Here is a 17,785-nt window from a genome sequence, read left to right as displayed (position 1 = left end):
CATTCACGAAAGCCCCCCAGCACAGCTGGGGGGCTTTCGTCGTTTCCAGACCACCCAGCGACCCGGACCACCCCGCTACGGCGGAAAATACGCACACCCTTGGGATCCGCACCCAATGCGGAAGTCCAGAGTCAATGCGCGGATCCCGAGAAGCGGTGCGGATCTCGAAAGACGGTGCGGCTGCACTATCGCAGGCGGGCTGCGCGGCTGCGACTACCGCTTAGGGCCTGCGCGACGGCGGAGCTGCCAGCGCGGTGTACGGGGTTCAGTCCGACGCACCCGGACGGACCGACCCATACGGTCTGGACTTTCGACCGACAGGCCGATCCTCTTGTGCGCAAACAATTTTGCCGAATTCCTTCCATCCAGATGCCCTATGGCGACGAATGCTAGATGACCATTCCGGATGGTAGGTTCTGCCCGCAGTCCAATTCTTCACCAGACTCTCGCAGGATCGTGACAACCCCGGCCCGGCTGAATCGCCGGCCGGTGGCCTGGTTCGTTGGTCTCACAGTCGATGGGAAGGTTTGCGATGGCAATTGAAACGACGAAGGAATCCAGTTCGGCAGATGCGGTCGGCGGTCACCGCAGGATGACCCGGCACGTTGGTCTTGTCGCAGCAGGGCTGATGGCTGTGGCCGCTCTCGGTTACACAGTTGTCGACGCCCCAGGCTCCTCGGCACAAGGCGACGACGCGCAAAAGGAAGCCCCGAACGAGCCTTGTGCCGATGGCAAAGGCTCGGTCACCATCTCCAAGGACGGATCCAGCTTCAAGGCCACCGCCAAGGGCGAATTCCCGGGTGAGTGCGCCGGCAACGGTACCGGTAGTGCAACGGACATCAGCGCTGAGCCCAGTGACGATGGCAAAGCTTGTGTTATCAAGACCTCGAAGCTCAAGGGTAAGGGAAAAGAGGAAGAAGACGATGATGGGAATGGCAAGAAGGACGAGATAGAAATCGAGAACGGGACGGTGACAATTACCCTCCAGTTGGACGGAAAGACCGGAAAATTGGACGCCAAGGTCAAGTCCGGCCCCGAAGGCCCTGATGCCGACGATATTTTCTCGGCGAAAGCCAAGATCAACAATCACGGCGTAACGTCCTGCGACAGCGTCCCGACCGGCGATTTCACAGTGACCGATATCGATACCACTCAGTCCGAGGCGCCGGAGTAGATATACGGTTCCGTCGGCTCGGTAATGATCGTGCTTTTCGCCGCGTCGCGCCGGCAATCGTCGACGCGACGCGGTAAGCGGCGGAAGTCATTCGAAGGGGGTGGCGTGTGTCTGTTGGGCGTGGGGATCCGCTTGCGCGCTTGGCGGTGCTGATGGTCCGGTATCGGTGCAGAGTGTTCGCGGGATGGCTGGTGGCCGCGGTTATCGGCCTCATCGGCCTGCCATACCTGCTGGGATCGGTGTCCTCCCCGACGATCGAGGTCTCCGGCTCCGAGTCACAACGAGCCGGGAGGCTGATCAGTGCGGGCCTGCCATCCTTCGGTAATGACCAGATGATCGCGGTGTTGCATTCACCGATGCACAGCTCGACAGATCCGACGTTCGATGCGGCGATCAACGCCGCGATCGCCGCGTTGGGTCCGATGGACGGCGTCGACGGCATGGTGTTGCTGCCGAGGGTCGGCGATGCCCGTCCGGTACAGGTCCTGACCGAAACACTCGAACCACTGCGCCCGCTGTTCCGCGACGAGCACACGGCGTATCTGCTTGTCGGGATGTCCGGCGACGACCGGCTACGGCAGAACCGAGTACCGGTCCAGCAGGCCGTGATCGACGAGGCAACCCGAGCCGCGTCGGCCGGCGCGGTGCGTGCCTATCTGCTCGGGGGAACGGCATTCGGCCAGGCGGTGCAGGAAGCCGAGATATCCGATCTGATGCGCATCGAGTTGGTCGCGGTGCCCGCCGCGATCCTTGTGCTGCTGGTTGGTCTGCGCGCACCGGTCGCGGCACTGGTGCCGGTGGTGATCGCTGCCGCATCGGTGCTGTCCACCCTGGGCCTGTTCGCGGTGATCCGCGATATTTTCCCGGTCGACGGCATGTTGCTGATCGGGGTGAACGCCATCGGACTCGGCATCGGCATCGATTACGCGTTGTTCGTAATGAACCGCTACCGCGAAGAATTGGCGAAGGGTGCCGACCCGCTGGCGGCCATCAGGGCGGCATCTGCCACCACCGGACGGACGGTGGTCTACTCCGCACTTATCTTGTTGTTTGCCTGCGTGAGCCTGTTTCTGGTCCGTTGGCATATTTTCGCGGTTGCTGCGGTCGGAACCATGGCCGTTATCGCAGCGACAGCAGTGGCCTCGGTTTCATTGCTGCCCGCAGTTCTGGTAGCCCTCACGAAGTGGCTCGAATGGCGGCCCCGGGGGATCCCACGGCTGGGCGGCGAGAATGGCGAGGCGGCAGGACGACTGACCCGCTGGGCCGACCACCTGATGCGCCACCCGTGGCCGTACACGATCGCGGTGACCGCCGGTCTACTGCTGGCGGCAGTGCCGACACCGAACATGACGCTCGGATTCGATTCGGAAGCCCGAGCATTGGCCGATACACCGGTGATCACCGGCTTTGCTATCACCGACCGAGACGTTCCCGGTATTGGTGCAACGGTAACAATCCTGCTGAGTCGACCTGCCGATTCTGCCGAACCGAACGTCGAGCCTCTCCTCGTCGCCCTGCGTGCGGATCCGGAAGTGGCCGCGGTGTCGAAGCTGGACAATGGGGTGGATCTCACTGCGGTGCTCGCGGTCCCGAAGCACCTACCGACTTCGCAGAACGTCGTCGAACTGGTGCGACGGATTCGTACCGATATCGCTCCGACCTATGCCCCGCCCGGTCTCCCGGTGACTGTCGGCGGTCCTAGCGCACTCATCAGCGACATCCTCACCGAGACATCGACCAAGCTGTGGTGGGTGGTCGGTTGGGTGCTGGCTCTGATGTTCGCGGTGCTTGTCGTCGTGCTCCGCAGCGTCATCCTGCCGTTGAAGGCGATCCTGATGAGCTTGCTGGCCACGGGAGCGTCCTTTGGACTCACCGTGCTGGTATTCCAACGTGATGTGAGTGACCAAGCGTCTGGCTTGGCCAATCAAGGCCTGATCTGGCCGCAGGTGCCGTTGATCGTGTTCGTCGTACTGTTCGGGTTGTCGACTGACTACGAGTTGTTCCTCGTTCGCCGGATCCAGGAGGAGTATCGGGCCACCGGCGACAACCGCCGGTCGGTCGCCGTCGGTCTGCAAAGCACCGCCCGGTCGATCACGCTGGCCGCGGTGATTCTCGCTGTCGGGTTCGGCAGCCTGCTGGTGTCGGAGATCAACGGCCTGAAGTCGTTCGGGTTCGCCATCGCTGTCGCTTTGATCATCGACGCCACCTTGATCCGGCTCATTCTGGTGCCCGCGCTGATGCAGATCATGGGCCGTTGGAACTGGTGGTTCCCTTCGTGGCCGGGATCCCACCGGCGCGGCCGGCCGCAGGCCGAGGCGCTCCGCGAACTAGCCGAGCATGTTCCCGCTGCGGCCGTTATCCGTTGAGCGAAACGTGGCATCCCTTATCCCGCAATCCATTACAGGAGACATCATGCGACTCGCGACTCGCCTGCCCGGCGAACGCTGCCTCGCCGAGGACGATGCGGATCGGATCTCGTCGATTCGGGAACAGATAATGCTCGTCGGTGACCGTTGGCGGACAAGGCATCCGTGGATCGGTGGTCACCAGGACGCGATCGGGATGACGATCTTCGTGGCGGCGATTCTGGGAATGGTGGGAGATTCCGCACTGTATGCGGTAGGTGTGCTGCCCTGGTGGGTGACGATTGTGGTGACCGCGTTCTGGCTGTCGCTGCTGCACGAACTCGAGCACGACCTCATCCACTCGATGTACTTCCGCACGAACAAGTGGGTGCACAACGCAATGATCCTGGGGGTGTGGGTGTTTCGGCCGAGCACCATAAACCCGTGGGTCCGGCGGCGTCTGCACCTGCATCACCATGAGGTATCCGGCACCGAGTCCGATCTCGAGGAACGCGGCATCACCAACGGTCAGCGGTGGGGTGGGCATCGTCTGCTCAGTCTGTTGGACACCATGCTGGGGATCTACACCCGGCCGTTTCGTACGCATCGAATAGTCAACGAGTATGTGGCGCGTGCGGCACGCGACGCCGCTGATGCCCGCTTCCTGGCGGTGACGGTTCCGCTGGGCTACTTCCCGCTGGGCGCAGTCCACTACGGGCTGTGGCACATTGCGATCGGGGTGCACGTCTACGAGCTGTTCGGCGGAAACGTCCCGCACAACGCCGCGTATCACGCAATGAACTTCCTGGCGGTTACCCTGTTGGCCCCGAACGCGATTCGAACCTTCTGTCTGCATTTCGTCAGCTCGAACCTGCACTACTACGGCGATGTCGAAGCGCACAACGTTCTGCAGCAGACGCAGGTCTGGACGGCGAAGTGGTTGTGGCCGATGCAGGCACTGTGCTTCAACTTCGGTGGCACGCACGCCATTCACCACTTCTTGGTCCGCGATCCGTTCTATGTGCGCGAGGCGATCAGACGGGAGTGCCAGGTGATCTTGCGCGAACGCGGCGTTCGGTTCAACGACTTCGGCACCTTCCGCCGCGGCAACCGGTTCTCGCTCGGGTCCTTGGCCGGACCGGTCGAGCCGTGACCGGCGACGGCGTGCGAACCACGCCGGGCAGGTCGCCCAACGATATTGCCGCACTGTGGATCTGCGTGACCTGCGGAGCGATCTACGATCCCGCCGAAGGTGATCCGGATGGCGGGATCGCACCGGGCACCCCGTTCGCCGACATCCCCGACGGATGGGTGTGCCCGGTGTGCGGAGCCCGCAAAGAAGACTTCATCCCGTTCGAGGGCTGATACGCCTCAGAACAGGCGGAATTCGGTGCTCTCGGTACCGCGCAGGGCGTCGTAATCGAGGACGAGACAGCGGATTCCGCGGTCTTCGGCGAGGGTGCGGGCCTGCGGTTTGATCTGCTGGGCGGCGAAGACGCCTGCTACCGGGGCGAGCAGGGGGTCGCGGTTGAGGAGTTCGAGGTAGCGGGTGAGCTGTTCGACGCCGTCGATCTCGCCGCGGCGTTTGATCTCGACCGCGACGGTGGCGCCCTCGGCGTCCCGGCAGAGCAGATCGACGGGGCCGATCGCGGTCATGTATTCGCGGCGGATCAGGCTGTAGCCGGGGCCCAGGGTCGTCACGTGCTCGGCGAGGAGGACCTGGAGGTGGGCTTCCACACCGTCTTTCACCAGACCGGGGTCGACGCCGAGTTCGTGCGAGGAGTCGTGCTCGATGTCCTCGATGGTGATGCGGAGTTCCTCGCCGGCCTTGTTGGTGACCACCCACAGAGCCTTCGCGCCCTCGGGGATGTCGGCAGCGCCGCGCTCTTCCAGCCAGCACGGCGGGCTCATCCAGTTGAGCGGCTTGTACGAGCCGCCGTCGGAATGCACGAGGACCGAGCCGTCGGCTTTCACCAACAGCAGGCGGCGGGCCATCGCGAGATGGGCGGTGAGTCGCCCCACGTAGTCGACCTGACAGCGAGCAATCACTAGGCGCACCCAAGCACTCTAGGTGACCAACCGACGGCCGTGGACGTCAGCCCGCCTCGACTCGCGGCATCGTGTCGCTCAGCCGAAGAGGACGGCGGCGGCCAGAATCACACTGGTGCCGAGCAACGCCCGCTCCACCTTGGTGAACCGCCGAGTGACCGGCGTCTTGGTCCGGATCATGCCGTAGCCGACGCCCGAGCCGATGCAGAACGCCAGCAGGTGTCCGACACTGGTGAAGTTCTGTCCGAGCAGCACGCCGGCCACTGCGGCCGTGAACCACACTGTGGCCCAAGCGATCCGCAGTCTGCTCGGCACGACGAAGACCAGCGCGCCGATCAAAGCCATGGCGCCGTAGCTGATACCGACGTCCTCGCTCCAGCGCACACTGGCGGGCATCCAATCGAACTCGACCGCTACCCAGAGCCCCGCCGCGACGAGCAGCGTCGCGCCGATGTGCCCGGCCAGGAAGACGCGCACCATGTGCAGCGCGCCGAAACGCAGCTCCGCCAAGGCGAGCAGGCAGGCCAGCAGCGGCATGATCAACCACGCGGTGCCGACATCGCCGATCACCAGCGCGCTCGACAGCAGCGTGACGACCCGGCCTTGCAGCAGGTTGTGCAGGTTGGTGCTGGCATGCAGCACCACCTTCGACTGCGCCGAATCGCTCAGCGCAGAGAAGATCGACGTGACGATGACCAGCGCGGACAGATAGCCGACGGTCGCGGGCACCCTCGGTCGCCACCAACGAGAACCGACGACCGGTATGCGGTCGTCCGTGGTCGTCGCGACGGCCATCGATACCTCCGTGTCTGTGCGGTGTCTCTCCATGATTGCGGACGCCGCTGTGTTCGATCCTGGTATTCCCTGTGAGATTGCTGCGAACCTGGTCACCGCGGGTACGGCGGGGGCGTTCCGGCGGTGCCCTACTGTGCCACATCCGGACAGATCGCGGCAGGTCGAGCCCGCCGATCCGTCCGGCATCGCAGCAGGATGGGTAGCGGCCGATCAGAGCCACCTCTGCGCGAGTAATAGGCTGGCAGCATGCCTCGTCGGAAACCGCGCGCAGACGGTCACACGGGCCGCTCGCGGACGGGCGGCGCGCCGCTCGGTGATGTCTTCGGCCGGACCGAGGCGGGGCCGGGCGGGGATGAGACCTATGTTGTTCGCACCATCCCTGGTGCGCGTGCGGTGAAGGTGTACCGCTGCCCCGGGTGTGACCACGAGATCGCGCTGGGGGTTGCGCATATCGTCGCGTGGGCCGCCGATGGTGGTGAGGACGATCGCAGGCATTGGCACCGCGGTTGCTGGAACGGGCGCCAGACGCGGGGGATCACGCGCCGCTGGTCGTGAGCGTCGGCCGCTGATCGGCCGGCGTACGGCGAAAATTCTGAATGTCCTTGTCGCCAAAGGGGATTCTTCGGAATCGCGGCGTTCGTTCCGAATGTCTTTGTCGGAGAAGGCGACAGCTCTGATGCGTGCAGTCGGCGCCCCGATGTTCTTATGGCCGTTCGCCAATGGCGTGATCCCGAAGTCCTAGTGGCCCTGGGAATTAGGAAGGCCGCCCCGGTGAAGGGGCGGCCTTGGATTGAATTCGGTTGGGTTACTGCGTTAGTCGCCGCTTGGCCCGCCGATTTTAGTTGCTGATGTCGGCGTTCTCGCGCTCCTCATCGACGATGTCATCCTCTTCCGAGGCGACCTCGGGGATGGCCTTGCGGCTGGAACCGGAGACCTGCTTGGTGTTGTTGCTGATCGACTTGCGCTGATCCGGAACACCGTCCAGCAGTTCGCTTTCCCGGTTGACCGCGGCGAGCATCGCGGGCACCGAGTCGAGCTGGCCGCGGATGCCGAGCAGCTGGGCGAGCACGCGTCCACGCAGCACGCGCATCTCCTCGGCCAGTTCCTTCGCGTGCGCGATCTTGCGCTCGGAGGTCTGGGTCGCGGAGGTGATGAGGCGGTTGGCCTCGTCGGTCGCGTCCTTGATCCGCTGTGCGGCCTCGGCGCGGCTGGTGGCCTCCAGCTCCTCCATGGCGCGGGTGAGCTTGGTGCGCCGCTCCGCCATGGTGACCTCGAAGTCCTGCTGGGTCGCCTTGCGCTTGGCGTCGGCTTCCTTGCCGAGGCGGTCGGCCTCGGCCTGGGCCGCCTCGATGATCTTGGCGGATTCGGTGCGCGCGTTTGCCAGGGTCTGCTCGAACTCGATCTCGAGCGCCTCGCGCTTTTCCTTGGTTTCGGCCAGCAACGACTCGTACTTGCCACGCATCTCGGTGGCCTGCTGCTCCGCGATCGACACCATCTCCGCAGCCTCGGCCTGGGCCAGGGCCCGAACCTCGGAGGCCTCGTCGGAGGCCAGCCGCAGCATGCGGGAGATGCGGTCGGACATGCCTTCCGCGGTGGTGGGCGGCACCGAGAGTCGGTCGACCTCCTTGCGGAGCTCGTCGATCTCGTCACGCGCATCCTCGAGCTGGCTCGCGAGGTTACGGGCTTGTGCCGCAGCAGCATCCCGGTCGGTAGCGGTGACCCTTAGTTCGGCGTCGAAGCGGTCGAAGTAGTTGCGTACCTCGTCTTGCGCATAACCCTTGCGCACAACGGTGAAGGGCAGTGCAACGAAGCGATTGCGATCGGACTCAGGTGACGACATGGCACACAAACTACAGCCTACAGAGACCTGATGGTGACTCGACCGCGAATGTGATTCCGAAGAGTTTTGCCCGCCCGATCTTGATACTAGTGCGTAACATTCGCGTTCGGCTCGACCAACTCGATCAGCACACCGCCAGCATCCTTCGGATGGATGAAATTGATGCGGGAATCCGCTGTTCCAGGCCTCGGCGCCTCGTACAGCAAACGCAGGCCCCGCGCGCGCAGGTGCGCGGAGACGGCATCGATGTCGGTGACCCGGTAGGCCAGTTGCTGCAGGCCCGCGCCGTTACGGTCGATGAACTTAGCGATGGTCGACTCCCCGTTGAGCGGAGCCAGCAACTGCAGGGCAGTCCCGCGGTCGGGTGCGCCGGGCAGCGAGAGCATCGCCTCGTGCACGCCCTGGGCCTCGTTGACCTCGCGGTGGGTCTCGATCATGCCGAGGTGCTCGGCATACCAGGCAACCGCGACATCCAGGTCGGGCACGGCGACACCGACGTGGTCGATGGCGACGACGTAGTCCGCGGGGATGAAATCGGACGAATCCATAACGTTGCTCACTACTCGAAGGTAGCCGCTACCTGCGTACCGGCAACTCGGGCGTAGCGGTTACCGTGGAGTACGGAACTCTGCGAAACCTAGATAGCGAGGCTCAGTCGTGACTGCTGTCCCTACCCACCCCCTCGGCTCCGCCTCCGACCGTCCCCGGAGCGTGATCGTCTCCGGCGCACGCACCCCGGTCGGTCGCCTGCTCGGCGGCCTCAAGGACTTCAGCGGTTCCGACCTCGGCGGCTTCGCCATCAAGGCCGCGCTGGAAAAGGGCGGCGTCGCGCCGGAGCAGGTCGACTACGTGATCATGGGCCAGGTGCTCACCGCGGGCGCGGGCCAGATCCCGGCCAGGCAGGCGGCCGCGGCGGCCGGCATTCCGATGGACGTGCCCGCGCTCACCGTCAACAAGGTGTGTTTGTCCGGTATCAACGCAATCGCGTTGGCGGACCAGCTGATCCGGGCCGGCGAGTACGAGATCGTGGTCGCGGGCGGCCAGGAGTCGATGAGCCAGGCCCCGCATCTGCTGGAGAAGAGCCGCGAGGGCTTCAAGTACGGCGACGTGACGCTGCGTGACCACATGGCCTACGACGGCCTGCACGACATCTTCACCGATCAGCCGATGGGCGCGCTGACCGAACAGCGCAACGACACCGAGCCGGTCAGCCGGGCAGACCAGGACGCGTTCGCCGCGGCCTCGCACCAGCGCGCCGCCGAGGCGTGGAAGAACGGCGTCTTCGACGACGAGGTGGTCCCGGTGTCGGTGCCGCAGCGCAAGGGCGACCCGCTGCTGGTCGCCGCCGACGAGGGCATCCGCGCCGACACCACCGCGGAGTCGCTGGCCAAGCTGCGCCCCGCGTTCCGCAAGGACGGCACGATCACCGCGGGCACCGCCTCGCAGATCTCCGACGGCGCCGCCGCGGTCGTGGTGATGAGCAAGGCCAAGGCCGAGGAGCTGGGCCTGAGCTGGATCGCCGAGATCGGCGCCGCCGGCGTGGTCGCGGGCCCGGATTCGACGCTGCAGGATCAGCCGGCCAACGCCATCGCGAAGGCCTGTGCGCGCGAGGGCATCTCGCCCGCCGACCTGGATCTGGTGGAGATCAACGAGGCGTTCGCCGCGGTCGGTGTCGCCTCGACCCGCAAGCTGGGCATCGATCCGACGAAGGTGAACGTCAACGGTGGCGCGATCGCGATCGGGCACCCGCTGGGCATGTCCGGTGCGCGCATCCTGCTGCACCTGGTGCTGGAGCTGAAGCGCCGCGGTGGTGGCGTCGGTGCCGCCGCGCTGTGCGGTGGCGGCGGTCAGGGTGATGCCCTGATTGTCCGGGTCTAGTTCTGCCGCAAGCGAGTTCGTCGTCGGCCCCCGCGCAGGTGCGCGGGGGCCGCGTCGTCTGCACGCCCGGACGGCGGGCGGCGGCGATCGAATGTGACCCGTCGCACTACGACACGTCGTAGTGCATCCGGCACAATGGTGCGCATGGGCAATGTCTTCGACCTGAGCACCGTCGCGAAGCGGTTTCGTTTCATCGCGGTGCTCGAGGCGATCTCGTGGGTTTTTCTGATCGTCGGCATGGTGTTCAAGCGCCTCCCCGAGCCGGTGCTGTGGCCGGTGAAGGTGTTCGGCATGACGCACGGCATCATCTTTGTGCTATTCGTGATCCTCGCCATCGTGACCGCGCGTGAGCTCGGCTGGAACGCGAAGACCACCGTGCTCGCGCTGCTGTCCAGCCTCCCGCCGTTCTTCACCGTGCTGTTCGAGATCTGGGCGGTTCGCTCGGGCAAGCTCGGTGAGCTGAGCAACGCGAATTCTGCCGGATCCGGGGCTCCGGCCGCCGCCACGTCGTGACAAACTGGAAACCGTGACTCGACCTGCTGCACGCCGTCCTTCGCCAGCCGCTGTCGCCGCCATGTCCGGGGCAGTTGATCTCTCCGGTTTGAAGCAACCGCCCGCCGGTGCGCCCGGTGCCGCCAACGGCGGCGACTACGCGGTGAACGAGGCGAACTTCGAGACCAAGGTGCTACGCCGCTCGGTGCAGGTGCCGGTGGTCGTCGCGCTGTACTCGCAACGCAGTCCGGGCAGTGTCGAGCTGGTCCGCACGCTGGAGCGGTTGGTCGGCGAGGCGAACGGCGCCTGGGACCTGGCCACCGTCGAGGCCGAGGCGAATATGCGGATCGCGCAGGCGTTCGGTGTCCAGGGCATCCCGACCGTCATCGCGGTCGCGGGCGGCCAGCCGCTGGCCGACTTCCAGGGCGCCCAACCGGAGCCGCAGGTTCGGCAGTGGCTGAGCGCGGTGATCGACGCGGTGGCGGGCAAGCTGCCCGGCGGCGAGGAGCCGCAGGAGGCCCCGGAGGACCCCCGCTTCGTCGCCGCGGAGACGGCGCTGGAGCAGGGCGACCTGGCCGGTGCCGAGGCCGCCTACGAGGCGATCATCGCCGCGGAGCCGGGCAACGAGGAAGCCAAGGGCGCGCTGCGTCAGCTGCGGTTCCTCGGCCGCGCGCAGAACATCCCGGCCTCGGCGATCGCGACCGCCGACGCCGACCCCGGCAATGTGGACGCCGCGCTCGACGCCGCCGACGTGGAGATGCTCGACCAGCAGCCGGAGGCCGCGTTCGACCGTCTCATCGCGGTCGTCAAGCGTTCCGCGGGCGACGACCGCACCAAGGCTCGCACCCGCCTGCTCGAACTCTTCGAATTGTTCGATCAGGCCGAGCCGTTCGTGGTCGCGGCTCGTCGCAAGCTGGCTGCCGCGCTGTACTAGCTCGGCCTGCGTCGCATCCCGGCAACGCAACTCGCCCCGTCATCCCGGACGAACCGGGTGGCGGGGCGCTGTCGTCGCAATCGTTGGGTGAACGGGTCGACCTGACGTGACGGAATGTCAGCTGTCCGGGGCCAGCCAGACGGCGCTGTTGGGGGCCAACGCGATCGTCGCCGAGGCCGGCCGGCCGTGCCAACCCTCGTCAGTGCCCTTGACGGCACCAAGGTTTCCGATGCCCGATCCGCCGTATTCGGCGGCGTCGGTGTTCAGGATCTCGGTCCACTGTCCGGCGAACGGCAGGCCCACTCGGTACGCACCGTGCACCGAACCGGAGAAGTTGTACACGCAGGCGACTACCGACCCGTCCGACCCGTACCGCAGGAACGCCAGCACATTGTTCGCCTGGTCGTTCGCCTCGATCCACGAGTAACCGCCCGGGGTGATGTCCTGGCTCCACAGCGCCGGCCGGGCGCGGTACACCGTGTTGAGGTCCCGCACGGCCGCCGTGATCCCTTGGTGCAGTGGGTTGTCCAGCTCCGCCCAGTCCAGCCCGCGATCGTGCGACCACTCGCGGAACTGGCCGAAATCCTGGCCCATGAACAGCACTTGCTTGCCGGGGTGACCCCACATGTAGGCCAGCAGGGCCCGCACGCCCGCGGCCTTGGCGAAGTCGTCGCCGGGCATTCTGGTCCACAGCGTGCCCTTGCCGTGTACCACCTCGTCGTGGCTGATCGGCAGCACGAAGTTCTCGCTCCACGCGTACACCAGCGAGAAGGTGATCTCGTTGTGGTGCCAGGAGCGGTGGATCGGGTCGCGCTGCAGGAAGCCGAGGGTGTCGTGCATCCAGCCCATGTTCCATTTCATGGTGAAGCCGAGACCGCCGACGTCGGTGCCGCGGGTGACGCCCGGCCAGCTGGTGGACTCCTCGGCGATGGTGACCACGCCGGGGTGATGGCGGTGCACGGTGTTGTTGAGGTCCTGCAGGAAGTCGACGGCCTCCAGGTTCTCCCGGCCGCCGTACACGTTGGGCTCCCAACCCCCTTCGGGGCGTGAGTAATCCAGGTACAGCATGGAGGCGACGGCGTCGACGCGCAGCCCGTCGATGTGGAACTCCTCGATCCAGTAGCGCGCGTTGGCCACCAGGAAGTTGCGCACCTCGTGCCTGCCGAAGTCGAAAACGTAGGTGCCCCAATCGAGTTGCTCACCGCGGCGGGGGTCGGCGTGCTCGTAGAGCGGGGTGCCGTCGAAGCGGGCCAGCGCCCATTCGTCGCGCGGGAAGTGCGCGGGCACCCAGTCGAGCAGCACGCCGATGCCCGCTCGGTGCAGCCGATCGACGAAGGCGCGGAAGTCGTCCGGGGTACCGAAGCGCGCCGTGGGCGCGTAGTACGAGGTGACCTGATAGCCCCAGGAGCCGCCGAAGGGATGTTCGGCGATGGGCAGCAGTTCGATGTGGGTGTATCCGGCGGCCTGCACGTAATCGGCCAGCTGGTCGCCCAATTCGCGATAGCCGAGGCCGGGCCGCCAGGAGCCGAGGTGCACTTCGTAGACGCTCATCGGGGCCTGGTTGGGGTCGGTGCTCGCGCGGGTGTCCAGCCAGGCTTGGTCGTCCCAGACGTAGTGGCTCTCGGTGACCACCGACGCGGTGGCGGGCGGGAGTTCGGTGGCGAACGCCATCGGGTCGGCATGGTCGACCGTGCGGCCGTCCGCGCCGTGCACCCGGAACTTGTACTTCATGCCCGGCCCGACTCCGGGCACGAACACCTCCCACACACCGGACGAACCGAGCGCGCGCATCGGCGCGGTGTTGCCGCTCCAGCCGTCGAAATCACCGATCACGGTGACGCCGCGGGCATTCGGCGCCCACACCGCGAACGAGGTCCCGTCCACCTCGCCGTCGAGGGTGGTGTAGCGGCGCGGGTGTGCGCCGAGCACGTCCCACAGTCGCTCGTGGCGGCCCTCGCCGATCAGGTGCAGGTCCAGTTCCCCGACCGTCGGCAGGAAGCGGTAGCCGTCGGCGGAGAGAATGGTGCGGCCGCCCGGGTAGGTGGTGACGATGCGGTAGTCCATCACCTCGGGGTAGGGGACCACCGCGGCGAAGATGCCGTGCCCCAACGACTTCAGTGCATGGTCGGCGCCGCCGATGCGGGCGGTGACCGACTCCGCGTGCGGCCGCAGCACGCTGATCTCGGTGCCGTCCGGATGCGGGTGCGCGCCGAGCACGGTGTGCGGGTCACCGTGGGTGCCCGCGGCCAGCAGCATCAGGTCCCGGCGTTTCACAGCGTGCTCCGGTAGGCGAGTTCGGTGCGCGCCTGCTGCGCGACCGGCGGCAGGGTGAGGATGTGCGCGACCGAGTTCGCCGGGTCGAGGCGCACGTAATTCGTTTGCGCCCAGTGGTATTCCTCGCCGCTGACCTCGTCGTACACCACCGGGTGGTCGTGCCATTCGCGGCCGATGGCGGGCAGGTCGAGCGAGACCATGCCCCACTCGGCGGCGAACGGGTTCAGGTTCACCACCACGAGCACGGCGTCGCCGCTGCTCGGATCGATCTTGGAGTAGGCGATCAGTGAGTCGTTGTCGACGTGGTGAAAGTGGATGCAGCGCAACTGTTGCAGCGCCGGGTGCGCGCGGCGGATCTCGTTGAGCCGGGTGATCCACGGCTCCAGCGATTCCCCGCGGGCCAGGGCCTCCGCGAACGGGCGCGGCCGCAGCTCGTACTTCTCCGAATCCAGGTACTCCTCGCTGCCCGGTCGCACCGCCTGGTGCTCGAACAGCTCGTAGCCGGAGTACATGCCCCAGCTCGGTGCGAGGGTCGCGGCGAGCACCGCGCGGATGGCGAACATGCCGGGGCCGCCGTGCTGCAGACTTTCGTGCAGGATGTCGGGGGTGTTGACGAACAGGTTGGGTCTGGCCTCGTCCGCCTTGGCGGCCAGTTCGTTGCCGAACTGGGTCAGTTCCCACTTCGCGATGCGCCAGGTGAAGTACGTGTAGGACTGGCTGAATCCGCGCCGCGCGAGACCGTAGAGCCGGGCCGGGCGGGTGAACGCCTCGGAAAGGAAGATGACGTCCGGGTCGGTGCGGCGCACCGTGCTGATCAGCCACTCCCAGAAGTCGGCCGGCTTGGTGTGCGGGTTGTCCACCCGGAAGATCTTGACGCCCAACGCGATCCAATGCCGGACCACGCGCAGCACCTCGGCGTACAGGCCGTCGGGGTCGTTGTCGAAGTTGACCGGGTAGATGTCCTGGTACTTCTTCGGCGGGTTCTCGGCGAAGGCGATGGTGCCGTCGGGCAGGGTGGTGAACCACTCCGGATGCGCGGCGACCCACGGATGGTCCGGTGCGCACTGCAGCGCCAGGTCGAGCGCCACCTCGAGGCCGAGTTGCGCTGCGGTGTCCACGAACTCGGCGAAGTCGGCCTCGGTGCCGAGCAGCGGGTGCACGGCGTCGTGTCCACCGTCCTTGGAGCCGATGGCCCACGGCGATCCGACATCGTCCGATTCGGCGACGAGAGTGTTGTTGCGGCCCTTGCGATTCACCTCGCCGACCGGATGGATCGGCGGCAGATAGACCACGTCGAAACCCATGGCGGCGATGCGCGGCAGTTCCTTCGCGGCGGTGGCGAAGGTGCCGTGGACCGGCTTGCCCGCCGCGTCCCGGCCGCCGGTCGAGCGCGGGAAGAACTCGTACCACGAGCCGTACAGTGCCCGTTGGCGTTCCACCTGCACGGTGTGCTGCGGGCCGCGAGTCACCATGTCGCGCAACGGGGTCGCGCGCAGGATCTCGGCGATCTCCTCGGCGAAGGCCGGCGCCACCCTGGCGGGCAGCTGCTCGTCGCTGCGCAATGCGGCGGCCGCGGCGCGCAACCGCTCGAACTGTTTCTTCGGCACGGCCTGCGCGGCTCGGTCGAAGAGCCTGGCGCCGATCTCGAGATCGTTGGCGAGGTCGGCGGCGGTCTGGCCGACCGCGAGCTTGGCCTCCACTGCCGAGCGCCAGGTGGCGATCGGGTCGCTCCATCCCTCGATGCGGTAGGTCCACGCGCCGGGCAGGTTGGGGGTGAAGGTGGCGTTGAACACGTCCGGTTCGAGATCGGGCGTCATCCGGATCCGGATCGGCCGGGAAGAGTTCGGTGAGCGCACGGTCAATGTGGCGGCGACGGCGTCGTGGCCCTCGCGCCACACCACGGTGCGCACCGGGAAAACCTCCCCGACGACGGCCTTGGCGGGCCGTCCGCCTGCGATGTACGGGGCAGTGTCATCGATTGCGATGCGGCCGGTCACGGACCCAACCTACCGTCAGAGCGCCATTCGTGTGATCAGCGCGGTCGGCTGATCAACGCGCGTCGGCGGCCAGCCCGAGGCCGAGCGCGATCAGGATCGCGCCGAGCGCCCGCTCGATCCGCTGCCGGATACCGGTGCGCCGCAACCAGCTGCCCGCCTGGTCGGCGGCCAGCACGATGCCCACGCACCAGGCCGTGTCGACGACCAGTTGGATCGCCACCAGGATGAAAATGGTCGGCAGCACCGGGCCGCTGGACGGCAGGAATTGCGGCAGGATCGTCAGCCCGAACACCGCCGCCTTCGGGTTCGCGGCGATGGAGACCAGGGAGGCGCGGAAGGCCGAGGCAGGGGTCCGGCCCGAGGGCAGCATCTTCGTCATGGTGCTGCCGAACTCGTCGTCGGTGCGGGCGCCGCGCCAGGCCTGCACGCCGAGCCAGATCAGCACCGCCGCGCCGATGATGTGCATCGCGGTGTTCATGTATCGATTGGCGACCAGCAGCACCGACAGGCCGGCGGCGCCCGCCAGGTTCCAGGCGAGTACGCCGATCTCGTTGCCTGCGACGGCGGCCAGGCCCGCCTTGCGTCCGTCGCGGACCGCGCGCTGCAGGAACAGCGCCGTCGCGGGGCCGGGTAGCGCGGCCAGGATGAGGCAGGCCAGCAGGAATTGGGGGAGAACGGTCACCCAGTGCGGCATGTGTCGATGCTGTCACGTCGATTGGTTGTACCGCCAGCACATTTCGCCTTCCTGATGGGCGGGGTCGCTTGCTGCCGGCCGCATCCCGGACGGCGCGGTCGCCTGCCGTTGGCCGCGCTCCGACTTCCGGCTGTGCTCACCCAGATGTGGTCCGGCAGGTTTCGAGCAGGCGGCGGAGGGCGGCGGTGGTGTCGGCCAGCGCCTGCGGGTCGTCCGAGGTGGCCAACCACAGCGCCGCCTCGTTCATCGCACCGGACAACAGGTGGGTCAGCGGGGCGACGGGCTGGTCGGCCAGCAGTCCCTCGTTGATCAGTGCCGTCAACGCCTCCTCGAGATGGCGGCCCGATGCGGCCGCGTCCAGCGCACGCCATTCGTGCCAGCCGAGGACCGCGGGCCCGTCGATCAGCATGATCCGCGCCAGCTCCGGATCGGTGCAGGTCGCCAGGAACGTCGTGCACCCGGTGACCAGTTGCTCCCATTGATCCTCGACGGCGTCGGCGGCCGCGGCCACCCGTTCGCCCACCTCGCTCTGCACCTGTTCGAGGACCGCCGCGAACAGGTCGGTCTTGCTGTCGAAGTTGTGGTACAGCGCGCCCTTGGTCACGCCCGCCGCTCTGACGATCTCCGACAAGCCCACGGCCCCATAGCCTTTCGCGGCGAATAGACGCCTGCTCTCGCGCAGCAGCGCGTTGCGGGTCTCCTCGCGTTGCTGGGTGCGGATCTTGCTCGGCATCGCCCACCTTCCTGTTGACATACCGATGGTACGTGAACTACTTTAACTCACATACCAACGGTATGCGAAAGGTGAGAACGTGAAACTGAGCAGCTTCTACCCGGTCATCGGTACCTCCGAGGTCGCGGCAGCCCGCGACTTCTACACCGAGTGGCTCGGCTTCGAGATCACCTTCGAGGCGGACTGGTACGTCAGCCTGCGACGGCCGGGGGACGTCGCCTACGAGCTCGCGCTGCTCGACTACACCCATGCGACGGTGCCTGAGGCGTACCGCAAGCCGGTTCAGGGACTGATCCTGAACTTCGAGGTCGCCGATGTGGATGCCGAGTGGGACCGCATGGTGGTCCAGGGTGGGCTGAAGGCGGAACTGGAGATCCGCACCGAGGACTTCGGGCAGCGGCACTTCATCGTCGCCGACCCGAGCGGGGTGCTGATCGACATGATCACCGAGGTGCCGCCCGCGGGTGAGTACGTCGAACAGTTCAGCACCGAGTACACCGCCGAAAAGTTCAGCGGCCAGTAACGACGAGCGCGGCCCCGGCGAAAAGCCGGGGCCGCGTTGCCGATTCGGTCATGGACC

Annotated in this window: 17 protein-coding genes; 9 read left to right on the top strand and 8 right to left on the bottom strand. The window is 66.6% G+C overall.

Annotated elements, in window-relative coordinates:
- The first annotated feature begins 532 nt into the window (after positions 1-532).
- From NN4_RS25600 to NN4_RS25585, 4 genes are all read left to right on the top strand, one after another.
- Entirely contained in the window at positions 533-1,174 is a 642-nt protein-coding gene (locus tag NN4_RS25600) for a hypothetical protein (RefSeq protein WP_147136347.1), read from the top strand.
- Positions 1,175-1,281: 107 nt separating this feature from the next.
- Positions 1,282-3,540: an MMPL family transporter gene (locus NN4_RS25595; protein ID WP_147136343.1), complete on the top strand. Its 2,259-nt coding sequence runs from the start codon at positions 1,282-1,284 to the stop codon at positions 3,538-3,540.
- A 46-nt stretch (positions 3,541-3,586) separates the two neighbouring features.
- A complete protein-coding gene (locus NN4_RS25590; RefSeq protein ID WP_147136340.1) occupies positions 3,587-4,672 on the top strand; it encodes a fatty acid desaturase in 1,086 nt (361 codons plus the stop codon).
- Entirely contained in the window at positions 4,669-4,884 is a 216-nt protein-coding gene (locus tag NN4_RS25585) for a rubredoxin (protein WP_371865701.1), read from the top strand. Before NN4_RS25590 ends, NN4_RS25585 begins: the two co-directional genes overlap by 4 nt.
- 6 nt (positions 4,885-4,890) lie before the next feature.
- Here NN4_RS25585 and nucS read toward each other — a convergent pair whose 3' ends face one another.
- Positions 4,891-5,577, bottom strand: coding sequence for an endonuclease NucS (gene nucS, locus NN4_RS25580; RefSeq protein WP_135235081.1), 687 nt, complete (start codon positions 5,575-5,577; stop codon positions 4,891-4,893).
- Between the two features lie 69 nt (positions 5,578-5,646).
- Positions 5,647-6,363 carry a rhomboid-like protein gene (locus NN4_RS25575; protein WP_147136337.1) on the bottom strand — a complete coding sequence of 239 codons (717 nt, stop codon included), beginning with the start codon at positions 6,361-6,363 and terminating at the stop codon, positions 5,647-5,649.
- 246 nt (positions 6,364-6,609) lie between these two features.
- On the opposite strand from NN4_RS25575, the gene NN4_RS25570 reads away from it, so the two are divergent.
- On the top strand, positions 6,610-6,918 hold the full coding sequence (locus NN4_RS25570; RefSeq protein WP_107654463.1) for an Rv1322 family protein: 309 nt from the start codon (positions 6,610-6,612) through the stop codon (positions 6,916-6,918).
- Between the two features lie 283 nt (positions 6,919-7,201).
- On the opposite strand, the gene NN4_RS25565 is transcribed toward NN4_RS25570, so the two are convergent.
- A complete protein-coding gene (locus tag NN4_RS25565; protein WP_107660070.1) occupies positions 7,202-8,203 on the bottom strand; it encodes a coiled-coil domain-containing protein in 1,002 nt (333 codons plus the stop codon).
- Positions 8,204-8,289: 86 nt separating this feature from the next.
- Positions 8,290-8,751, bottom strand: coding sequence for a methylmalonyl-CoA epimerase (gene mce / locus NN4_RS25560; RefSeq protein WP_147136368.1), 462 nt, complete (start codon positions 8,749-8,751; stop codon positions 8,290-8,292).
- Between the two features lie 109 nt (positions 8,752-8,860).
- Here mce and NN4_RS25555 point away from each other — a divergent pair, with 109 nt between their 5' ends.
- The 3 genes from NN4_RS25555 (at position 8,861) to NN4_RS25545 (ending at position 11,507) form a co-directional block, all read left to right on the top strand.
- A complete protein-coding gene (locus tag NN4_RS25555) occupies positions 8,861-10,081 on the top strand; it encodes an acetyl-CoA C-acetyltransferase (protein ID WP_147136334.1) in 1,221 nt (406 codons plus the stop codon).
- 135 nt (positions 10,082-10,216) lie between these two features.
- Positions 10,217-10,594: a DUF3817 domain-containing protein gene (locus tag NN4_RS25550; RefSeq protein ID WP_107654466.1), complete on the top strand. Its 378-nt coding sequence runs from the start codon at positions 10,217-10,219 to the stop codon at positions 10,592-10,594.
- A 61-nt stretch (positions 10,595-10,655) separates the two neighbouring features.
- Positions 10,656-11,507, top strand: coding sequence for a tetratricopeptide repeat protein (locus NN4_RS25545; RefSeq protein WP_135235084.1), 852 nt, complete (start codon positions 10,656-10,658; stop codon positions 11,505-11,507).
- A 117-nt stretch (positions 11,508-11,624) separates the two neighbouring features.
- Here the strand turns inward: NN4_RS25545 and glgB are convergent, their stop codons facing one another.
- From glgB to NN4_RS25525, 4 genes are all read right to left on the bottom strand, one after another.
- Entirely contained in the window at positions 11,625-13,763 is a 2,139-nt protein-coding gene (gene glgB / locus NN4_RS25540; protein WP_147136365.1) for a 1,4-alpha-glucan branching protein GlgB, read from the bottom strand.
- Between the two features lie 14 nt (positions 13,764-13,777).
- Positions 13,778-15,778: an alpha-1,4-glucan--maltose-1-phosphate maltosyltransferase gene (locus NN4_RS25535; RefSeq protein ID WP_147136331.1), complete on the bottom strand. Its 2,001-nt coding sequence runs from the start codon at positions 15,776-15,778 to the stop codon at positions 13,778-13,780.
- Positions 15,779-15,830: 52 nt separating this feature from the next.
- Positions 15,831-16,472 (bottom strand): LysE family translocator, encoded by a 642-nt coding sequence (locus tag NN4_RS25530; protein WP_147136328.1) that lies wholly within the window; start codon positions 16,470-16,472, stop codon positions 15,831-15,833.
- A gap of 136 nt (positions 16,473-16,608) precedes the next feature.
- Positions 16,609-17,205, bottom strand: coding sequence for a TetR/AcrR family transcriptional regulator (locus NN4_RS25525; protein ID WP_147136325.1), 597 nt, complete (start codon positions 17,203-17,205; stop codon positions 16,609-16,611).
- Positions 17,206-17,284: 79 nt separating this feature from the next.
- On the opposite strand from NN4_RS25525, the gene NN4_RS25520 reads away from it, so the two are divergent.
- The gene (locus NN4_RS25520; protein WP_147136323.1) at positions 17,285-17,728 is read left to right on the top strand and encodes a VOC family protein; all 444 of its coding nucleotides are present in this window, start codon (positions 17,285-17,287) and stop codon (positions 17,726-17,728) included.
- Positions 17,729-17,785: the final 57 nt, after the last annotated feature.

The sequence above is a fragment of the Nocardia ninae NBRC 108245 genome (assembly GCF_007990755.1).
GTDB classification, from domain to species: domain Bacteria; phylum Actinomycetota; class Actinomycetes; order Mycobacteriales; family Mycobacteriaceae; genus Nocardia; species Nocardia ninae.
The sequence above is the reverse complement of the archived record's forward strand: the minus strand, read 5'-3'. Positions and strand labels throughout refer to the sequence as shown.

Coding starts and splice junctions, on each gene's coding strand:
- NN4_RS25525 (WP_147136325.1), bottom strand. CDS start 17,205: ATGCCGAGCAAGATCCGCACCCAGCAACGCGAGGAGACCCGCAACGCG.
- NN4_RS25565 (WP_107660070.1), bottom strand. CDS start 8,203: ATGTCGTCACCTGAGTCCGATCGCAATCGCTTCGTTGCACTGCCCTTC.
- NN4_RS25530 (WP_147136328.1), bottom strand. CDS start 16,472: ATGCCGCACTGGGTGACCGTTCTCCCCCAATTCCTGCTGGCCTGCCTC.
- NN4_RS25545 (WP_135235084.1), top strand. CDS start 10,656: ATGTCCGGGGCAGTTGATCTCTCCGGTTTGAAGCAACCGCCCGCCGGT.
- NN4_RS25575 (WP_147136337.1), bottom strand. CDS start 6,363: ATGGCCGTCGCGACGACCACGGACGACCGCATACCGGTCGTCGGTTCT.
- glgB (WP_147136365.1), bottom strand. CDS start 13,763: ATGCTGCTGGCCGCGGGCACCCACGGTGACCCGCACACCGTGCTCGGC.
- NN4_RS25570 (WP_107654463.1), top strand. CDS start 6,610: ATGCCTCGTCGGAAACCGCGCGCAGACGGTCACACGGGCCGCTCGCGG.
- NN4_RS25550 (WP_107654466.1), top strand. CDS start 10,217: ATGGTGCGCATGGGCAATGTCTTCGACCTGAGCACCGTCGCGAAGCGG.
- NN4_RS25600 (WP_147136347.1), top strand. CDS start 533: ATGGCAATTGAAACGACGAAGGAATCCAGTTCGGCAGATGCGGTCGGC.
- mce (WP_147136368.1), bottom strand. CDS start 8,751: ATGGATTCGTCCGATTTCATCCCCGCGGACTACGTCGTCGCCATCGAC.
- NN4_RS25590 (WP_147136340.1), top strand. CDS start 3,587: ATGCGACTCGCGACTCGCCTGCCCGGCGAACGCTGCCTCGCCGAGGAC.